This is a genomic window from Okeania sp., assembly GCF_035285525.1.
Lineage (GTDB): Bacteria > Cyanobacteriota > Cyanobacteriia > Cyanobacteriales > Microcoleaceae > Trichodesmium.
Genome location: NZ_JAYKGW010000246.1, coordinates 1 through 21,347, shown reverse-complemented (window position 1 = coordinate 21,347; position 21,347 = coordinate 1). Strand labels below are relative to the sequence as shown.

General features: G+C 35.9%; 15 protein-coding genes. 7 read left to right on the top strand and 8 right to left on the bottom strand.

Annotated elements, in window-relative coordinates:
• Window positions 1-338: 338 nt before the first annotated feature.
• On the top strand, window positions 339-1,361 hold the full coding sequence (locus tag VKJ25_RS23295) for a patatin-like phospholipase family protein (protein ID WP_324239036.1): 1,023 nt from the start codon (window positions 339-341) through the stop codon (window positions 1,359-1,361).
• Between the two features lie 1,151 nt (window positions 1,362-2,512).
• Here the strand turns inward: VKJ25_RS23295 and VKJ25_RS23290 are convergent.
• The 3 genes from VKJ25_RS23290 to VKJ25_RS23280 form a co-directional block, all read right to left on the bottom strand.
• Window positions 2,513-4,180, bottom strand: coding sequence for a CAP domain-containing protein (locus VKJ25_RS23290; RefSeq protein ID WP_324239035.1), 1,668 nt, complete (start codon window positions 4,178-4,180; stop codon window positions 2,513-2,515).
• A gap of 1,563 nt (window positions 4,181-5,743) precedes the next feature.
• Complete coding sequence (locus tag VKJ25_RS23285) at window positions 5,744-6,304, bottom strand: Imm42 family immunity protein (protein ID WP_324239034.1); 561 nt, start codon at window positions 6,302-6,304, stop codon at window positions 5,744-5,746.
• A 361-nt stretch (window positions 6,305-6,665) separates the two neighbouring features.
• Window positions 6,666-6,854: a hypothetical protein gene (locus VKJ25_RS23280; protein ID WP_324239033.1), complete on the bottom strand. Its 189-nt coding sequence runs from the start codon at window positions 6,852-6,854 to the stop codon at window positions 6,666-6,668.
• A gap of 2,145 nt (window positions 6,855-8,999) precedes the next feature.
• Here VKJ25_RS23280 and VKJ25_RS23275 point away from each other — a divergent pair.
• The 6 genes from VKJ25_RS23275 to VKJ25_RS23250 all read left to right on the top strand — a co-directional run bounded on the left by VKJ25_RS23275 (window position 9,000) and on the right by VKJ25_RS23250 (window position 17,790).
• Window positions 9,000-11,924, top strand: a complete 2,925-nt coding sequence (locus tag VKJ25_RS23275; protein ID WP_324239032.1) for a calcium-translocating P-type ATPase, PMCA-type — start codon at window positions 9,000-9,002, stop codon at window positions 11,922-11,924.
• Between the two features lie 125 nt (window positions 11,925-12,049).
• Window positions 12,050-12,319 (top strand): element excision factor XisH family protein, encoded by a 270-nt coding sequence (locus VKJ25_RS23270; protein WP_324239031.1) that lies wholly within the window; start codon window positions 12,050-12,052, stop codon window positions 12,317-12,319.
• Window positions 12,291-12,470 carry an element excision factor XisH family protein gene (locus VKJ25_RS23265; protein WP_324239030.1) on the top strand — a complete coding sequence of 60 codons (180 nt, stop codon included), beginning with the start codon at window positions 12,291-12,293 and terminating at the stop codon, window positions 12,468-12,470. Before VKJ25_RS23270 ends, VKJ25_RS23265 begins: the two co-directional genes overlap by 29 nt.
• Window positions 12,458-12,793, top strand: a complete 336-nt coding sequence (locus tag VKJ25_RS23260) for a XisI protein (protein ID WP_324239029.1) — start codon at window positions 12,458-12,460, stop codon at window positions 12,791-12,793. The genes VKJ25_RS23265 and VKJ25_RS23260 overlap by 13 nt, the downstream gene beginning before the upstream one ends.
• Window positions 12,794-13,082: 289 nt before the next feature.
• On the top strand, window positions 13,083-14,378 hold the full coding sequence (locus tag VKJ25_RS23255) for a sensor histidine kinase (protein WP_324239028.1): 1,296 nt from the start codon (window positions 13,083-13,085) through the stop codon (window positions 14,376-14,378).
• A 652-nt stretch (window positions 14,379-15,030) separates the two neighbouring features.
• On the top strand, window positions 15,031-17,790 hold the full coding sequence (locus VKJ25_RS23250; protein ID WP_324239027.1) for an ATP-binding protein: 2,760 nt from the start codon (window positions 15,031-15,033) through the stop codon (window positions 17,788-17,790).
• A 759-nt stretch (window positions 17,791-18,549) separates the two neighbouring features.
• Here VKJ25_RS23250 and VKJ25_RS23245 read toward each other — a convergent pair.
• From VKJ25_RS23245 to VKJ25_RS23225, 5 genes are all read right to left on the bottom strand, one after another.
• Window positions 18,550-18,903, bottom strand: a complete 354-nt coding sequence (locus VKJ25_RS23245) for a XisI protein (RefSeq protein ID WP_324239026.1) — start codon at window positions 18,901-18,903, stop codon at window positions 18,550-18,552.
• A complete protein-coding gene (locus VKJ25_RS23240) occupies window positions 18,879-19,022 on the bottom strand; it encodes a PDDEXK family nuclease (protein ID WP_324239025.1) in 144 nt (47 codons plus the stop codon). The genes VKJ25_RS23245 and VKJ25_RS23240 overlap by 25 nt, the downstream gene beginning before the upstream one ends.
• Window positions 18,985-19,215 carry an element excision factor XisH family protein gene (locus VKJ25_RS23235; protein ID WP_324239037.1) on the bottom strand — a complete coding sequence of 77 codons (231 nt, stop codon included), beginning with the start codon at window positions 19,213-19,215 and terminating at the stop codon, window positions 18,985-18,987. Before VKJ25_RS23235 ends, VKJ25_RS23240 begins: the two co-directional genes overlap by 38 nt.
• Before the next feature lie 309 nt (window positions 19,216-19,524).
• Window positions 19,525-20,217 carry a precorrin-2 C(20)-methyltransferase gene (cobI, locus tag VKJ25_RS23230; protein ID WP_324239024.1) on the bottom strand — a complete coding sequence of 231 codons (693 nt, stop codon included), beginning with the start codon at window positions 20,215-20,217 and terminating at the stop codon, window positions 19,525-19,527.
• Between the two features lie 210 nt (window positions 20,218-20,427).
• Window positions 20,428-21,063 (bottom strand): precorrin-8X methylmutase, encoded by a 636-nt coding sequence (locus VKJ25_RS23225; protein ID WP_324239023.1) that lies wholly within the window; start codon window positions 21,061-21,063, stop codon window positions 20,428-20,430.
• Between the last annotated feature and the right edge of the window lie 284 nt (window positions 21,064-21,347).

Sequence of the window (21,347 nt, the reverse complement as noted above, 5' to 3'; positions counted from 1 at the left end):
GAAAGTAATTTTTTTGCCTTTGTTATTCTTCTTTACCTGATAGTTAATAATGATTATTCTGTTAAAAAGGAAGTAGGAAAGTAATTTTTTTGCCTTTGTTATTCTTCTTTACCTGATAGTTAATAATGATTATTCTGTTAAAAAGGAAGTAGGAAAGTAATTTTTTTGCCTTTGTTATTCTTCATTATTCTTCTTTCCTGATAGTTAATAATGATTATTCTGTTGAAAAGGAAGTAGGAAAGTAATTTTTTTGCCTTTGTTATTCTGCCTTCTTCCTTCTTCCTTCCTTCCTTGATACAATTAAACAGTTAAACTATTTTACTGAGGAAAATACAATTATGACTTTTAAAATTCTGAGCTTAGACGGTGGTGGAGTTCGTGGCGTAATGGCAGCACGAATACTTCAACAAATTGAACAACAAATTCAAGGAAGTAAAGGTCAATCTTTACAAGAATATTTTGATTTAGTTGCTGGTACTTCCACAGGTTCTTTAATTGCCGCAGGAATTGTTTCTGGAATGAATGTTAATCAAATTATTGACCTTTATAAAAAGGAAACACAAGAAATTTTTCCATATCAAAGTCGCTGGTCTCCAAAAAGATTACCCTTAATTAGAAAATATGGGCTTTCTGCTCCTAAATTTTCCAATCAAGGTCTAATTAATGTGATAAAAAAGTTTACAGTTAAAAATCAAGTACCAATCAAAATTAAGGATGTAGTTAAACCGAATATTTTGATAGTTGCTTATAATATGTATCAAGATGACCCTAGTTTTTTTGTTAATCAAGATTCTCTATGGTACTCTGATATCCCACTCTGGGAAATATGTGTTTCCTCTGCGTCTGCACCTACTTATTTTCCCCCTTATGAATTAAAAATTCAAGACAAAAGTTATCCATATATTGATGGTGGTGTGGCAGCAAATAATCCTACTTTAGCAGCAGTTGGTTATGCTATTAAACTAGGTCATAAATTAGAAGAAATTTCTGTGATTTCTATTGGTACAGGTGAGACTACTAATGCTTATAAATTTGAACAAGTTGTAGATTGGGGTTTATCTGAATGGGCAATTCCTATGTTTAGTTTAATACTCAATGGTCAAGCAGGAGCTGACAATTTAGTGGCTGAACAAATTTTGGGTATTAGTAATGCTAAAGGTTATTTACGTTTACAGTTTAAATTAACTGGAAATAATAATCCTATTGATGATGCTACAGAAAAAAATATTCAGCGACTAATTTCAATTTCAGAGTCTTTTTTAAATGAGGAAAAAGTTAATTATACAGAAAATTATAACCCATCAAATCAGAATCAGATGTTAGTTAAGGAAGCGATCGCTAAATTTATTGATAACAACTAATACAAAATCTGGCTTAGTGAACCAGGACTTACGCATTGGGAACCAATTTTGGGCATTTGAGATTGCTTTCGGCCAGGAAAGTTTTGCGAAGCGCAAAACGCTGTCGCTTGCTATCGCAAAGCTGGGGTGATGTAATGAAAGAAACCCATTGTTTTGCGTAAGTCCTGGTGAATGTTACTAGGGGGTGTTTTATAATTAATTATTACCTCGTTATTATAGAACCCCTAAATGGGTCTCTAAAATTAGCCGGGGAGATGGGGAGATGGGGAGATGGTCAATATGGGGCTATTTTTGTTTCTCTATTCTATTTATCTATCTCCTGAGTTAACCTCCAAGGTCGGGGTTAGGGGTGGGTTGGCTTCCTGTCTCCTTTGCCAAAAATCTGCACCGCGCGCAAAGATACGGTTAGGGGTTCTATAGAGAAGAAGATTGACTAAAAGGAATTTTTTTGATCTTGGTCGATTGCAGATTAATCTCTATCCACTTTAACACAGCGTTCAAGGCTATAACAACCTGGAAGGTTCTGTCACCACTTATTACTAACAGGGCTTACGCAAAGGCACTATAACATAGAGTATTGGTGCGTTACGCTATATAGAGTATTGGTGCGTTACGCTACATAGAGTATTGGTGCGTTACGCTATATAGAGTATTGGTGCGTTACGCTACATAGAGTATTGGTGCGTTACGCTACATAGAGTATTGGTGCGTTACGCTACGCTAACGCACCCTACCAATAGGGTTCATGCGTAAGTCGTAGTATAGTAAAAAAACTATTGTACAATAGTTTTAACCACTATATCTAGGGTAACGGCGTAAGTCCTGACTAAATAAAATTTTGTACCTCCCTCACGCGCTTCCGAAATTTATGTAAATCTAAAAGTTTTGATAAATAAAGGTTTTATCCTTTTTATTTATGTCGAAAAAAGTACCTAGTTTTTGGCTATTGTTGTCTCAAAATGATAAAATTTTAACCCTGACTATCATAGTCTAAGTTGTTTCCTGTTTCCTTCTTTTTCAGCAAACCCTAACTATTCAACTGGACATGATATAACTAACAAAACAAAGATAGTTATTCGTCGGCAAAATATTAATTCTTTTCTTATGAATCAATTAAAATTTCAAAATAATCTGGCGATCGCTTGTCTCGACTAAGATGCTGTTGGTGTAATGAAATCACTATTATCCATACCTGTAACTCCATCAACAACAGCAATTAGTTCACTACCATTGTTGCTATAGATAGCTGTTCCTGCTGGTAAACCAGAAACATTTTCCCGGAGAACATAGTCAGTATCAGGAAATAGTTGAATCCGATCGCCTTTAGCCGCATTAAAAGTACAAATAAGGGCGTAATCTGCTTCACCATTATCATCATAGTAAATCTGGCTATCACCTAAGATAAATAAATCTGCACCAGCACCACCATTAAGAATATCCTTACCAGCGCCACCAATTAACTTATCATTACCAGAACCACCAATTAACTTATCATTACCATTGCCACCATTGAGAATATCATTACCAGCGCCACCAATTAACTTATCATTACCAGCGCCACCATTAAGAATATCCTTACCAGAACCACCAATTAACTTATCATTACCATTGCCACCATTGAGAATATCCTTACTCGCGCCACCAATGAGCTTATCATTACCAGCGTTACCATTGAGAATATCATTACCACCTTGTCCTTTTAGCAAATCATTGCCTTCATTACCATTGAGTTCGTCAGCATCTTTTCCCCCTTTTAGGGTATCATTACCTGTTCCACCATTAAGGATATCCTGACCATTACCACCATTGAGAATATCATTACCGACTCCACCATCAATAGTATCGTTGCCATCACTACCAAACACGATATCGTCGCCTGCTAAAACTTTAATGTATTCAGCAGTAGAATCTCCAGTGAGATTATCGTCTCTAGAAGTCATAACAGTTGGAGAGGTAGTAGAAGGAGAAGTAGTAGAAGGAAAGTTTTCAGTGACTAGATCTTGTTTTACGTTTTCGGAACCAACTGTAACTGTATAAATTTTCGTATCGTCTGCTTGACCATCTTGATCAAAATCACCAGAAAAGGTTACTTTGTAAGTTGCATTTGGGTTAACATCTAAACTATAACCACCTGCATTCCAAGTAGTGGTTATGAAAGTATTAGCACTATTGTCTATATCAACTGCCTTAACTTTTATTCCACCTATTCCTTCACCAACCGTATAAAAGTTATCTTCATCTTCATCAGTGTAGGCAACACCTGTAATAAATGGTCCTCTCGCCATAGAATAGGCAAAGTCTTGGGTACTCATCACTGAGTTGAAAGTTGTAGCACCATTAGTAAATTCTCCTTGTAGTGAAGAAATCCCGATTTCCTGAAAGTTAGGGTTCATCAAAGTTACACGATGACTCCGATCAGGATAGTCTTTGTCAATAAATAGGTTTTCGTAGTTTTCCTCCACAAACTTAGTGAAGTCAAGGTTACCTTCTGTTCCTAGCACAGCAATATTTTCCCCACTACCGGAGGGACTTGTGAATGTGTAGCCAGCATTTTCCATACGTTCCCTGGAGTTTGTGCCATTTGCTCCTGTGTGGCTAAATAGGTCGTTATCTAGTAGCCATTGACTATGACCTTCAGCAGCAGTATTGAGGTTGAGGTTAAATGCTAGAGGTTGTTTTGGAGTTGTGGAAATTAGATTTTCTGCGCTAACTCCTTCATTGAGGTCTATGCTATGGCTATCAGCTTCTTTTGCTGGATCTAGGCGACCTCTGTTAACTAATTCGAGCATATATTGATCTTGTGCAGTTGGTTGTGTCATGGTTCTTTTTGTAAAAATAAACGACAGTAATTGATCAAGTAAAAATTATTTTTTTATTTAATTATTGTGAATTGACTAACTACTTGATTTGTAGTTTTAGGAGGAATTGTTATTTCACCTTCACCAATTCTTAATAAATATAGTATATACCTTAAGAGTTATTTTGTAACCCCCAATATAAAACTTTTTTTGTTGTGTAAAAACACTGAATTAATTATCATTTTAAAGAAAGAAAGCTATGCTTAATGTTGAAACAAAAGTGGTGTTTTAAATAAAATTAATTTTCTTATATTAGTTGTAATGTTTATGATTTTTCTGCTTTTTTTTTAATATATAAAAAAAATAAATTATTCTGGATTAGTTTATGATAAAAAGTTTTAATTGGCTAAAAAATAGATTTAATAGAGAAAAAATCGTTAAAATTGAAGATTAAATCATTAAATATCAAAGAAAATATGTTTTTTTTAGAAAGTAAAGAATCAATATTAAAAACGACATCAAAGATCAAATTATTATTTTTAATCCTTCAGGATAATACCTTTTTAATTAATATACCTAAAAATACTGATTTTTACTTCAAAAACAATCAAATTGAAGGGAATAACTATTAACGCTAAACTGAGAATTTGCAACTTTTTTTTTCTGTTTTGGTAATTTTACTGATACCTTATTTAGCAAGTATTTTCACAATATTTACCATTGTTTATATATGTAGATATACGCAAATATTTGAGAAAAACTAATTTTTATCAACCGCAGAAATACCATGTCTTTGTCGATTGGATATGGCATTTGCCTTTGATAGCCTATTGTCTAAAATTTCACGGGGTGATAAGCATCTTAAGACCATTGCTAGATAAAGGTTAACAAGATTTCACTCTATCATTTCAGTTAAACGACTCTAGATATAGTCCTTAAAACCCCATACGCAATAGTTTTTTTTAATCTATATAGGACTTAAGCACGAACGCTATTGGTAGGGTGCGTTTTGCGTTCCGCAAAGCTCCGCTTTGTCGGCTCAAGCGCCGAAACGCTGCGCGACATGAAAAGCGCACAACGCACCAATACTCTATATATAGTGCCTCCCGTGTAAGTCCTGCTATATATAGTACATTTCCGTAAGTTATGAATTATTATTGATGAGTGTATAGGTTAACGATCGCTAACCCCTTCTTCTCCAACTTATATAAAATCCGGTTGAATACTCGTTATATAGTTGTGGGAGATGGGGAGATGGGGAGGTTGAAGTGTAGATAAAATTATCAGGACTTCCAGCAATTTCGGAGGCGCGTGAGGTACAAAATTTTATTTAGTAATTTTAGTAACACAACCTTCGGTGGTTGTTACAGCAAACGAAGGCTGAACAGCAGTAGTTGTTAAGTGTACCTTACCATCCTCATGCATTGCTATAAGCAGCGCGACTCGCAGCGCAAGCGACAGCGTTATGCGCTTCGCATAACGCGCGTTAACGCTCCGCATTCATGTCGCGGAGCGAAACGCTGTCACTTGCTGACGCAATGACAAAATTGCGTTGCGCGTGCGTAAGTCACGATAATAAAAGTTTTAAACCCACATTTCCTGCTTCAAATTTAAGACATTTTTTTCCAAAAGTCCAGCTACTTCCTCATTGTAAATATCAAATAAAGTGTTAAAAGCGTTAGTAATTGCCCGATCAAACATTCCTCGTGGTATACAAAATTCCACTATATCAGTGTGGGGATGATTTTTGTATATAATTCGCGAGCAAGATGATGTATCTAAAAGAAAAATTTTCCAGCTATCAAAAATATCTATTTGAAAGCCAATATTAAAACGGCTCCAACACTCTTGTGTGGCAATAGATTCATACTTAAAATCATCTCCATATAATGCATAATCTAAAGTTCGGAATAATTCATCTCTAGGAAGCTCACCAAGAGATTGATACTCACGATTTCCGTTGTCTATAACATGAGAGCGCAATCCCCAAAGTAAATCACGCAGTGACGTACTTAGTTGAAAATTGCCAACTTGTCTGTTTCCAATCCAATAGCAGAATCTTCCGTATAGCCAAACTCCAGCATAATTTGGGTCGAGATCAAAGCTAATGGCAAATTGCGATTTATTACCAAATATTTGCATCATTTTTCTTTTTCTTTTAATTGTTGATTACTATAAGTTTCTATGATTGCTGACTAAAATGCTGTTGCTATAATGAAATTACTATCATCTATCCATGTAATTTCATCAACAATAGCAATTAGTTCATTTCGGTACCATTATTGCTATATAGCGGTGTGCGCAGGGAACAGCGAATCTGGGAACAGAAGGAATAAATTGCTTATAACATAAGACTTTTAGCTATTGGAAAGTTCCTGTGATTTGTAAATATTAAGTGCGCACATTACTATAGATACCTGTTCCTGTGGTTAAACCAGAAGCATTTTCCCGGAGAACAGGATCGGAATGCAGTTGCATCCGAAGGTTGTTATCTAGTAGCCATTGACTATAACCTAGAAGTATTGAGGTTGAGTTTGAATGCTAGAGTTTTTTTTGGAGTTGTATAAATTGTATTTTGTGCGCTAACTGTTTCATTTCGGTCTATCTCATAGTAATCAACTTCTCCTGCTGGTTCTATGGGACTTATGTTAATTAATTCGACCATATATTGGTCTTGTGTAGTTGGTTGTTTCATGGTTCTTGTTATCAAAATAAACGACAGTAATTGATATAGTAGAAAAAAGATTATATTAAAGTATTGTGATTTTACTAAATACTTAATATGTATTTTTAAGAAAAATTGTTATTTGATTTATATCAATTTTTACTAAACCTATTATATACCTCCGGAAGTATTTTGCAACCCTTTAAAAAAATTCTTGTGTAATAATACTGATTTATTTCTTCTTTTGAAGAAATGTATAGATGCTTAATATTTATAAATATGTTTTTTTTTTAATATATATCATTGTCTTATACTGTTTTTTTAGATATGATTTACTCTGTTTTTTTGAATATAAAAAATACAATTATCCTGAGATATTTTATAATAAATGTATTTGAATTGCCAAAAAAAATACTTTTTTTGATAAAAATTTGCTAATAGTTAAAATCAAATAAGTAAAAATTAAAAGAGAATAGTTTTTATAAAGAGTAATATATTGGTCTTAAAACTAGATAAATATTAAAGTTAATATCTTTGATTTTACAGAATAATTTTCTCTTTATTTACATCCCCAAAAATACTTACACTTTATCTATAAAAAAATCATAATTAAGGGAATAAGTATTAACACTAACCTGATAAGTTACAGATATTTTTTGCTGTTTCAGCAATTTTACGGATACCCTATTTAGCAAGTTTTTTAACAAAAACCACCACTTTTTTTTATATGTAAATATATGTAAAATTTTGAGGAAAAATAATTGTTATCAACCAATAGACTTATTATATTATTGAAAGGTTACTCAATGTGATAACAACCTTAATTTCCAGTGATATTTATCCTGGATATTAGTGATTGATGTCACATTAATAGTTGCTATTTTTCCTATATGTAAATAGTTAATTGAGAAGAAATAATTGTTATTAACCAATAGACTTATTATATTATTCAAAGGTTAATGAATGTGATAACAACCTTGATTTTAAGTGACATTTCTCATGGAAATTAGTGACTTATGTCACGTTAATGGATTGTTTGATCTTTAATATTGCGATAGAAACAGGACTTACGCATTGGGAACGATTTTTGTACATTTAAGATTGTTTTCAGTCCAGAATGCGGAGCAAAACGCTGTTGCTGGCGCTGCGAGTCGCGCAATGAGGTAAATACCTTGCCTTGCGTAAGTCCTAAGAAAAAAGAACATTTATTGAGAAAATTGATCTCTCAATGGAAATCTAGTTGCTTCTATGTTTTCTGCTGCTAACAGAACTCCCTAGTTCACCAAAAATACTTGTTTGGTTTCAGTAGTTAGCCCCTAAACGGCTCTATAAAATTAGCTGGGGAGATGGGGAAATGGGGAGGGGAGATGGGGGGATGGTGAATATAAGGCTCTAACTCTAGCTTTTTCCCTATTTCCACTCCTGGGAGGGGTCAGGGGTGGGTTGACTCCTGACGAAAAAAAACACACCTTTGTATAGCAATGTCCGCACTTACAGCAGTTTCGGAGGCGCCTGAGGTACAAAATTTTATTATTTGTTAAATAGTCGAATTCTGGTAACACAACCTTCCAGGTTGTTACAGACTGGAAGCCTACAAAGATATTTAAGTGTACCTCACCATCCTCATACATTGCTGTAATATTTAGAAATTGCAGCAGGTGTCCAATAGCTAAAAACCTTATACTATAAGCTATTCATTCTTCCTACATACCTGTTTCCTAGAAGCAGCGCTATAAAGGTACAGTTAGGGGTTCTATAGTTATCCTAAATAGGGTTTGCGCTCAAAAGTTTATTAGTTAAGAAAGGGAACACTTAAGTGGGAACAGCGGTTGAGAAATGGATAACCAAGAGAGGGAAAAGTTTAGAGTATCTGCTACGGCCAAATTTTCTGATCATTAGGCTTAAAGTTTTACCATTTTGAGACGACAATAGCCAAAAACTAGATACTGTTTCAACGCCTAAAAAGGCTCAAAGCGTTATCTGTTCTGACCAAACCCCTAAAATTTTTTTTACGAATTTTTTGTATATGCAAAACCTAACAAAATATACTAATTTTCCAAATTATAAATATCTATAGACAAAAATTTGATTTTAAGGTATATTAGTACAAAAATGATAAAATAATAAAGTTACTCAAAAACTAACTAAATCATATTTTAGTAAGGAGATTAATCAGTGCAAAAAACTCAAGAACTAGACCAAAAACAAAGCCGTCATCGAGGTCTTACCAAAGCTGAAGTTGAGGCAAGTAGAGAAAAATATGGTTCTAATTTCCTCACGCCACCTAAGCGATCCCCTTGGTGGAAGTTATGGTTAGAAAAGTTCGATGACCCAGTAATTCGGATTCTCATAATCGCTGCTGTTATTGCTATTACTGTGGGGATTTTTGAAGGTAATTATGTGGAAGGTTTAGGAGTTATTGTTGCGATTCTACTAGCTACAACTGTTGCTTTTTTCAATGAGTATAAAGCTAACAAAGAATTTGATATTCTGAACCAAGTAAATGATGAAATACTAATCACAGCAATTCGGGATAATAACGTTACAACTATTCCGAAAAAAGACTTAGTAGTAGGGGATTTTGTACTCATAGAAACAGGAGACGAAATTCCAGCAGATGGTCAAGTAATAGAAGCAGTTTCTCTACAAGTTAATGAAGCTAATTTAACTGGGGAAGCAAGACCAGTTACTAAAAGAGCGGAGACAAATTTATCTTATAACAACGATACTAACTATGCTTATCCTCCCAATCAAGTCTTGCGTGATACAATAGTCAATGATGGACATGGAATTATCAAAATCACAGCAGTTGGAGATGGTACAGAAATCGGTAAAACTGCTAGATGTGTTCTTGATATTGCAGATGTAGAAACGCCTCTAAATTTGCAACTCGAACGTCTCAGTAATTTGATTGGTATTCTTGGTTTAGTTTTTGCAGTCTTGATTGATATTGCTTTAGTCGCCAGAGGTATTTTCACCAAAGAACTCGACCTCAACTTGAGACAATGGTACATTATCACTATCTTTGTGATTAGTTTAGTTGTTGCCTTAACTAGGATATGGTTACCAATAATTATAGATGGATTAGAATCAATAGGTAAAGAAATAGAAGTACCCGAATGGTTGGGAGATGATAGCGCAAGTGCCTGGTTAAAAAATATTTTGATTGCTCTAGCAATATCTGGCATCAGTATCGGAGTTGGTTACTATCTAGAATGGGTTCCTACTTCTCCGACTGACTGGATAACTGGAGATGTCGCCCTCAAGTTCCTCACATATTTTATGATTGCTGTTGCCGTTATCGTTGTTGCCGTACCCGAAGGATTAGCTCTAAGTGTCACCCTGAGTCTTGCCTACAGTATGCAAAAAATGACTAAACAAAATAATTTAGTTCGTCGGATGCACGCTTGCGAAACTATTGGCGCAACAACGGTGATTTGTTCTGATAAAACAGGTACTTTGACTCAAAACAAAATGCAGGTGTGTGATGTACATTTTCCTAGTTTTGAAAATAAAGCTCTCAATGCTAACAGTATTATAGTTGAAGCAATCTGTGCTAACAGTACAGCTAACTTAGAACGTAGGAAAGGTCAAGAATCTATTCCTCTCGGAAATCAGACAGAAGGAGCTTTGCTACTGTGGTTAGAGAAAAACAAAATTGACTATCTTGACAAACGAGAAAATTTTGAAATCATCAATCAGTTAACTTTTTCTTCAGATAGAAAATATATGGCAACTCTCGGAGTTTCCTCTACCACAGAGGAAAAAATACTTCATATTAAAGGTGCGCCAGAACTATTGTTACTCAGTTGCAATCAAATTCTCACCTCAGATGGAGTTCAAAGTTTGGTAAGTTCTCAAAAAGTATCTATTTTAGAAGAATTAAATAGGTGTCAAACTATTGGCAGACGAATTTTGGGATTTGCCTACATTCCCGAACCTCAAAACTACGAACCAGGAAAAGAACTTCAACAATATCAAGAATTGATTTGGTTAGGTTTTTTAGCGATCGCTGATCCAGTACGAGAGGAAGTACCCCCAGCAGTAGCAATATGTCAAAAAGCTGGTGTTACAGTTAAAATGATTACTGGAGATAGTCCTTTGACAGCAATGCAAATCGGTCGTGAAATTGGGATTATAACTGAGGATGATACTAATGATTCATGTATCACTGGTAAACAACTCCGGGAGTTGGATGATGCAGCAGCTTTAGCAATGGTGCAAAAAGTGAAAGTGATTGCCAGAGCGCGTCCCCAAGACAAGCAACGTATTGTGCAACTACTACAAGCAAGTGGGGAAGTAGTAGCAGTTACAGGAGATGGTACTAACGATGCACCAGCTTTAAATCAAGCACAGGTAGGTTTATCAATGGGGAGTGGTACTTCTGTTGCCAAGGAAGCAAGTGACATCATAATTTTGAATGACTCTTTTGGTAGTATTGAAAATGCAGTCATGTGGGGGCGATCGCTTTACCAAAACATTCAGAAATTTATCCTTTTCCAGTTAACCATAAATGTGGCTGCTTGTGGGATAGCTTTATTAGGTCCGTTTATTGGCATTAATCTGCCATTTACTGTGATTCAACTATTATGGGTGAATTTGATTATGGATACTTTTGCTGCTCTAGCTTTAGCAACGGAACCCCCCAGTGAAAAAGTCATGGAGAAACCACCGAGAAATCCAGAAGATTTTATTATTTCTCAACCAATGACAGTGAGTATTTTTTCAGTAGCATCAATATTCTTAGTATTTTTCGTTGGTTTCTTGTTATATATCCAAAAAGACCAGGTAGTAACTCCTTATGAATTATCTTTATTTTTTACCACATTTGTAATGTTACAATTTTGGAATATGTTCAATGCTAAATGTTTTGGTTTAAAAGAATCTGCATTTTCTAGTATTAGTAAAAATAGCAGTTTTCTAGCGATCGCTGCATTAATTTTCGGAGGGCAAATTTTGATAGTGCAATATGGTGGAGTTGTATTTAGAACAGTTCCTCTATCTTTAAGAGATTGGTTAATAATTATTGGTGGTACTTCTATTGTTTTATGGGTTGGCGAAATTTGGCGACTGATTCAAATGCGGTTTAAGGTTTCTTAAATAGACCATAAAGTAGGGACTAACCATAGTTAGTTCCTACTTACTCCTGCGCAACAAACAAACAATGAGCAGAAGAATTGTTTTTGAATCCTCAGATATTCAAGAAATAAATTAAAATTTAGATAATGCCACAGTACGATTTATATCACAACGAAGTTAAGAATGGATTGAGAAAAGAAGGCTGGACTATCACTGATGACCCTTATACTTTAGAATATAAAGGATTGCGTCTATATGCAGATTTAGGAGCGGAAAAACTATTAACTGCTGAAAGAGCAGAACAAAAAATTGCTGTAGAAATTAAAGTTTTTAATAGTCCTTCACAAGTAACTGAACTACAAAAAAAAAGCAATTGGGCAGTACAATATGTATCGAAGTATATTATGTCGCGTTAACCCAGAAAGGAAATTATATTTAGCAATTCCTGAAGAAGTTTATCAAGACTTTTTTCAACAACCTGCTATTCAAGATATTGTCAGTTACCAATCAATTTATTTGTTAATTTTTAATCCAGATATGGAGGTAATTATTCAATGGCTAAATTAGAAATTTACCGAAAAACTATTACCCAAATAATGCAAAAACACGCCCAATATAAACCAAGTCATGGAAATATTGAAGCACTATTTATTTGCGATTCAATAACTGATAATTACTTGTTGATAGATACAGAATGGGATGAAACAGGGCGAGTTTATGCTGTTGTTTTGCATCTACGAATTGTCGGAGAAAAAATCTGGATAGAGTCAGATGGAACTGAAGTAGGAATTGCTCTAGAACTTTTAGAATTAGAGATTCCTAAAGAAGATATTATTTTAGGATTTATTCGTCCTAAAAATCGGCATTTAACTGATTTTTCAGTAGCTTAAATTTAGAATTAAATATAACTATAAAAGTAAGCATTCCGCAGGAAATGCTTACCTATAAAAGCCAGTTTTCAAAAGTCCAGTTATGATATTAAAATTGAAAATAGTATGAACGCTATTAGTAGTGGACTGTTTCACCTAAAATAGTGCACAGCTGTGATTTTTCGGGAACCGTAACCCGTCCCTACAAAGCCTGATTCTCTTAACGTTCGTGGGTAAGTCCTAATTAAAAATAACTATAAAAGCCAGTTTCCAAGTCTTTTTATGATATTAAAATTGAAAAAAAAATGTAATGTTAACAAATAAAAACTCTCCACTTATATTAATTGTGGACGACAACCCTACCAACTTATCGGTACTCTCAGAAACCCTGGGTGGTGCTGGGTTTCGTTTTCGAGTAGCAATGGATGGAGAAACTGCTTTGGCCTTAGTTGAGCGGAATCAACCTGAACTGATTTTGCTAGATGTGCAAATGCCTGGAATTGATGGATTTGAAACCTGTCGCCAACTTAAAACAAATCCGGCAACCCAAGGCATTCCGATCATTTTTATTACTGCCTTTGCTGATACAGAAAGTAAAGCCAAAGCATTTGCTCTCGGTGCGGTTGATTATATTCCCAAACCCTTTGAGTCGGCCGAAGTTTTAGCAAGAGTGCGAGTACATTTGCAACTAAAATCTCTAACAGAATCCCTGGAAGCACAGGTTCGCGATCGCACGGCTACTTTGCAAAAAGCCCAAGTTCAACTGGTGCAGCAAGAAAAACTCTCTAGTCTTGGGGAAATGGTGGCGGGGATTGGGCATGAACTGAATAATCCCATCAACTTTATTGTCAATAATATTAAGCCACTGCAAGAGTATATAACTATAATGACTGAAATTCTAAATCTTTATCAGCAGGAATATTCCACTCCTTCACTAGAGTTAAGGGAAACCATCGAGGATTTAGCTCTCGAATTTGTCCTGGAAGATATAACGAAAATTTTAAACTCTTTTAGATTAGGTGCAGATCGGATCAAGAATATTTCAACCTCAATCCGGATGTTTTCTCGTTTGGATAATGAAACTAAAGTTCTGGCAGATTTACATGAATGTTTAGATAGTACACTGATAATTTTGCAACATCGCCTCAAAGGTAAAGGCGATCGCTCGCCAATCGAAGTTATTAAGTCTTATGGCTCGTTGCCTTCAGTTCTGTGTTATCCTGGACAAATGAATCAGGTATTTATGAATATTTTAGCAAATGCAATTGATGCTTTGGATGAAACAATGATTCAGGGAAAATTGGGAGATTGGCTGCCAAAAATTAAAATTACAACTCAAACAAATTTGTCGGAGGAAGAAATCGTTATCAAAATTGCAGATAACGGAATTGGGATTCCTGAGTCTATTAAACCACGATTGTTTGAGGCAATGTTTACCACAAAATCAGTCGGCAAAGGTACAGGTTTAGGACTAGCGATCGCTCATCAAATTGTTGTCGAACAACACAATGGTTCACTTGATGTAAATTCTCAAGTTGGATCGGGAGCAGAATTTACAATCCAAATTCCGATCGTTGAAACTACTGGTGGCATCAGTATTGTATAGAGAAAGTAAGGAAGAAGCTTGAAGAGCAGAAAAAACCACATATAGCGTTTAAAACTATTGTCCAATAGTTTTTGGACTCTATATATAGACTCTAGAACTAGCCCCTTTGCGTAAGTCCTGATTTAGTAATTTTGGTAACACAAGCATCCTGCTTGTTACAGGCTGGAAGCCTGTGTTACAGTGGATAGAGATTAATCTTCAACTGTACCTCACCATCCTCATGCATTGCTGTAATACTATTTCAAAAAAAGAATGATACAAAAAGGTAAATCTTTCTCGGAAATGCTTAAAAATAGCTGCCCGAATTAATTTTAGATAGTTAACTCTGTCGTTTATGCTTTTTTGTTGAAGGTTTCTTTCTTCTGCCTTCTTCCTTCTTTCTTGCTTCTACTATTTGTAACAAACATTTATCAAATTAGCATAATTGATGAAAACTTTGTGCCTTTTCACTTGATTCTCTTCCTTCTTCCCTCTTCCTTCTTCCCTCTTCCTTCCTATATATAGTAATGTGTGCTGGCACGTCTTACAAATTGCAGGAGGTATCCAATAGCTAAAAGCCTTATATTATCGGCAATTTATTCTCCCTGTTCCCAGTTAAGTGTTCCCAGTTAAGTGTTCCCTGTTCCCTGCGCGCAGCGCTATAACTCAAACCATGAATAAACTAATCAACAAATTAACTCACCAAAAGTCTCTGAGAATCGTTTTAATTATTCCCTTTATTTTGCAAATTCTCACAGCCGTTGGATTGGTAGGTTATCTTTCTTTCAAAAATTCAGAGAAAGCGGTTAACAAATTAGCATTTGATTTACAAAATGAAATCACTAACCGAGTTCAAGACCACATTAAAGATTACTTAGAATATCCTCAAATTATTACTCAAACTAATATCAATGCTTTTCAATTGAACCAACTGAGTGTAAATAACCGGGATGCTTTAGAACAGCATTTATGGAAACAAGTTCAGCTTTTCGAGTCTGTTCGCAGTATTTATTTTGCAGGTAACCCTGAAATTGGAGAATATGCCTTCGCCCGACGTGAACCTGATGGAACATTTGTGGTTAGAGATATTATAGACTTTCCAGTTCGCAATACTTACGCTATAGATGAGCAAGGTCAGCGAACTCAGTTGCTTTACTCCAAACCCTTTTATCCGCGACAAAGACCTTGGTATGTTACCGCAGTAGAAGCAGGTCATCCCACCTGGGGTCCAGTTTACAATTTCTCAGATGGCATACTTGGAATTACTTTCTCTGCACCCATTCAGGATGAAGCTGGAAACTTTCAAGGAGTTTTAGCAATTGACCTTCTTCTCAGTTTGATTAGTGATTTTCTGCGTGAACTTAGGATTAGTCCTTCAGGTGAAGTTTTTCTGATTGAACCTTCAGGAAATCTAATTGGTAGTTCAACATCTGAACAGCCATTTATACCAGGAAAAAAAGATGAAAAAGCACAACGACTCCAGGCAAAAAACAGTCAAAATACCCTAACTAAAATCACAGCTCAATATTTGGTTAATTCTTTTGGCGATCTTTCCCAAATCACCGAAGCACAACAGTTCAGCTTCAAAATTGATGGAAAGTTGTTGTTGGCTCAAGTGAATCCAATCAAACAACAGGGTATAGATTGGTTATGCGTTGTTGTCGTCCCAGCATCAGACTTCATGGCAGAAATTAATGCCAATACTCGCACGACAATTTTCCTTTGTATCGCTGCTTTAATTATTGCGACCATTATTGGTATTATCACAGCGCGATGGGTGACAAAACCGATTTTACGTTTGAATAATGCAGCCAAAGATATTGCTCGCGGAAAATGGAATGAAGCTATAGACTTGAAACGTTTTGATGAAGTGGGAGAATTAAACCAATCTTTTAATCAAATGGCAAATCAGTTGAAAGATTCATTGGAAATGTTAGAGGCAAGAGTTGAAGAGCGAACCATTGAATTAGCGGAATCTAATCAACAACTGCAAGAATCCAAAAAACAGGCAGAAAATGCCAATCAAGCTAAAAGTGAATTTCTTGCCAATATGAGCCATGAACTTCGTACACCCCTCAACGGTATTCTGGGTTATGCTCAAATCCTCCAACGTTCTTCAATAATGAATGATAAAGAGCGCAAAGGTGTTGCTATCATTAAACAATGTGGCTCTCACCTGCTGAACTTAATCAATGATATTCTCGACCTCTCCAAAATCGAAGCCCGTAAACTTGAACTCTCACTCAACGAGTTTCATTTCCCCTCCTTTCTCCAAGGTGTTGCCGAAATTTGTCGCATTCGAGCTGAACAAAAAGGTATAGATTTTAACTACGCACCTGATGAGAATTTACCCATAGGTATTCGTGCTGATGAAAAACGACTACAGCAAGTATTGATCAATCTCCTCGGCAATGCCATTAAATTCACCGATTCTGGTAGCGTTACCTTTGTGGTTACAGCCAATAAACTGGAACAAAAGCAGGCAAAATATCATCTCCATTTTGAAGTCAAAGATACAGGGATAGGCATCACTCCAGAACAACAGCAGAAAATTTTTCAGCCATTTGAACAGGTAGGCGATCGCAAAAAAAAGACAGAAGGCACAGGTTTGGGATTAGCTATTAGTCAAAAAATTGTCAAACTTATGGACAGTCAATTAGAAGTAGAGAGTCAAGCGGGTAAGGGGAGTACCTTCTGGTTTGATATGGAAGTTTCAGAAGCACAAGAATGGGCAACAACTTCCAGAACTTTCAACCAGGAAACTATTTTAGGTTATCAAGGTAAAAAACGCCGGGTTTTAGTCGTTGATGACCGTTGGGAAAATCGTTCGGTGGTGGTGAGTTTGTTAGAAATGCTAGGCTTTGAAATGAGTGAAGCACAAAATGGAAAGGAAGCTCTAGAAAAAATGACAGTATTGTTGCCAGATGTAGTGATTACTGATTTAATGATGCCTGTAATGAATGGTTATGAATTGCTAGAAAACATTTGTTCGTCGCCAAAATTCAAGGATGTTGTGGCGATCGCTTCTTCTGCTAGTGTGTTTGAGAGCAATCAACAGGAGGCTATTGATACTGGAGCCAATGTATTTTTGCCCAAACCGATACAGACTGATAGATTATTGGAAATTTTACAGCATTATCTGGATATAGAGTGGATTTATCAGCAACAGACTACAGTATCAACTGAGGTAAATGAAGTTAGGCTAGATGATGAAGTTGTTGCTCCGAGCAATGAAGTCTTAGAACAATTACTCACTCTAGTTGAGGATGGTGATATTCAAGGTATTGTAGAAGTTGCCGAAAATATTCTAGCATCCGACACAACCTTAAACTATTTTGCCAAAAATATTTTGCAGCTAGCAAATAGTTTCCAGCTTAAACGGTTGAAAACTTTCATTCAAGAGTATCAAGAAGAAGGAAGAAGAAAGAAGTAAGAAGGAAGAAGTTGCAAGAGTATGACTATAGAAACCCATTAGACATCTCCAAAAATAAAAATTAAAATTAATTCTCCCATACGAAATTATCAATTATTCTTCCCTATTCCCACATATCTAGTGTTCCCTGTTCCCTCTTTTCTGGAGATATCTATTTGGTATTATACCGAAGAATTAATGATTACAGGACTTACGCAAAAGTAGTATATGTAGAGTTAAAAAACTATTGCGCATGGGGTTTTAAGCACTATATCTAGGGTCGCTGCGTAAGTCCTGAATTAAATAATTAAATAATTCGCGCCTTGAAGCCTCCCCTTTAAAGGGGAAAAAGCGGTAATCAGCGGATATTCCCGAAGGGTGAGATGGCGTACTTCGGAGAGGCTCTGTAAGAGCGGGTCTCCTCGCCATTTCTAATCTCCCCTTGAGAAATAAATTTTTTCCTTTTATTCAATCCTATCCGTTTTTAGGGAGGGGTAATTATCAATTATCCATTATTGAAAGGGTTTTTCTTTGTTATGAGGTACACCCCCATACGGGCTTTCCGGCCTGCACTACAAGAATTTTACCATTTACCCTGTACCTTATTTGCCCAAAATATAAAAAGTTAGGATTTTCACCAAACCCTATCTACACTTCAATCTCCCTACCTCTCCATCTCCCTACCCCCCAACTATACAAGAAGTAAACATCAGGTTGTTAGGTTAAGTGAAGTTTTGTATCATTTTTATGAACTAGATTAGCTCTAACTTCTGACTTGCGCTATCCAACTCCATACCCGGTATACTGACGAACATCAGGAGGATGAAAAGCAAGTACAATTCTATCCTTCGGTACTCCAGCAGCAACAAGTTCGTCCGTAATTCCATCCTCAATACCATCGTAATAAATCCAAATTTTCTCATGGCAAATTTCCGCATGAACAATAGTACCATAAACATGACGACGATTTTCCCATCCTTCATGGAGTAACATAAAATGGTTGCGATCTTGACTAATAATCATAAAAGTTTTCACATCACCATAGCAGTAAGGAATATCCGCATAGTATTGTAAAATCTTGGAGAGAGTGTCGCACCACTCCTCTATATCTAAGAGTCGATTTGTGGTTTCCATTGAATAATTTCCTCCATCAAAGCATCAAAAGTAAACAGGCGAAAACCAGGTTCAGCTAATAAAAGTTTTCCTGCTTCTTCCTCAAATAAAGTTGCAAAAATATCCCCCTCGACTGCCAAATATATTAGACGTGGGGTCTGGTTTTTGAAGTATTGTACTATAAAAAAAGAATTGTCCCCATGCTTTTTCCAGCTCATTAATCAAAGAAGGACTGATAAAACTTTTGACTTCAACAGCTATTTTGGTCGCACCTCGTTCGGCAGCAATCAATTTTTCAGCACCTAAATCAACTTGAACATTACGAGTACCAATCCTGAGAATTAGTGGGTCTTTGGTAATAGTCTAACCATCTTTAATTAGGGCAGTTTTTACAGTATTATGATAAAAGTATTTTGCAGGCATTGAGCTGTTTTTTAATGAGATAAAATTGAGCTTTATCAATTATTTATTATTGAGTATTGTAGCAAATAATGGTCAAATGAAAAAATCTAAATTAAAAGAAAGGTAGTTGAGAAATTGATGGTAATATTTATATAGAGGGCGAATGCCATTCGCCCCTACCAGATATGGTAGTTCTGTGTAAGTCCTGTATATTTCAATCCTAATAGATTTAATCAGCACCTAATTACTAGGAATTAAAATTAAACTCCAGTAAGGAACTTCTTTTGCTTCGACTTCAGTAATATCAATAATTTTTTGCTCGGTTTGGGTTGCTCTTTCAATATAAAGCGATCGCTCTAACAACCCTAACTCATCTAATATCTTCCGGACTTTAGCAAAATGTCTGCCTAATTTGATAATTACTGCCGCATCAGCAACTATGAGGCGATCGCGTAATTTAATTTCATCTAAAGTAGCGGGTATAATACTCAAAACATCATGGCGGTAAGTAAGTGGTACTCCTAGCATAGCTGCACTTGCTAAAGTTGAAGAAATTCCCGGTACAACTTCTGTGGGAAACTGCCCTGAAAGTCGCTGAAAAATATACATAAACGAGCCATACAACATCGGTTCTCCCTCGCACAAAACTGCTACATCTTGCCCAGTTTTTAGATGTTCGCCAATCTGTTCAGCAGCTTGATCGTAATAGGGTGCTGATGACTCGTTAACATTAAAAGGTAAATGTATCGGAATTTCAATTTGGTCAGAACGAATAAACTCAGCAGCGATCGCTCGTGCTAGAGATTTGCCATTTTCGGAAGCAGGGTAAGCAATTATAGGAACGGTCGTTAAAATCCGGTGTGCTTTGAGAGTTAGTAACTCTGGGTCTCCTGGTCCAATACCTAATCCATATAGTTTTCCTAGTTCTGTCATCACTTTTTCAGTTATCAGCTTTTTTAGTTAATAGTTAATACCTACAGTATTGGAAAAATTTTGAGTTTGTAGAGGGTAAGGTTCCCGATAAGTTGAAGACCAAACCCTACAAACTAAGAGTCTTAGCCAATACTGATGGTAGAACCTTATTCTCGAAAGCCAGCGGATTTGATATGACTTAAGACTTAAGCTATCAATCAGCTAAGGATTTTAATCCTTGGCAAGTCTTTCGTTCCCTAAAGCATTAACAGCAGCAGCAGCTATGGCACTTCCACCCCGTCGTCCATGCAATGTAATAAATGGAACACCCCGACTATTGGTTGCCAGTTCTGCTTTTGACTCTGCTGCACCGACAAAACCTACAGGAAAACCTAAAATAAGAGCGGGTTTTGCCATTCCCTCATCTAATAATTCTAGTAAGTGAAACAGTGCAGTTGGGGCATTGCCAATAGCGACAACTGCACCATTAATCAGAGGTTTCCATAATTCTACACCAGTTGCGGAACGAGTATTATTAATTTTTTTTGCCATTTCTGGAACTTCTGGATCGTTGAGGGTACAAATAATTTGGTTATTAGCAGGTAAGCGATGGGGAATAATTCCATTAGCTACCATTTGGGTATCACAGAGAATAGGTGCGCCTTTAATTAAGGCAGTGCGACCTATTTGTACTGCATCTGCTGAAGTTGCTAAGTCTGGCACGATATCTGTCATTCCACAGGCGTGCATGAGTCTGACTGCAATATCAGCTAAGTCAGTAGGTAAACTGTCTAGTTTAGCTTCAGAACGAATTATACCAAAAGATTGGCGGTAAATTTCTTCGCCGTTACGAATGTAGTCAATCATAAGTTTATTTAAGTTTTTACTATTATGACTTACCGATAGACTATAGATATGGAGTTTCAAACTATTGCACAATAGTTTTTTGACTCTATATATAGTAAAGTATCTTTGTCTAAGTCCTGACTGTTTTCAAATCTTTTGACCTGAAAAATGTAGTCAATCATAAATTTATTTAAGTTTTTACTATTATGACTTACCCATAGACCATAGATATGGAGTTTCAAACTATTGCACAATAGTTTTTTGACTCTATATATAGTAAAGTATCTTTGTCTAAGTCCTGACTG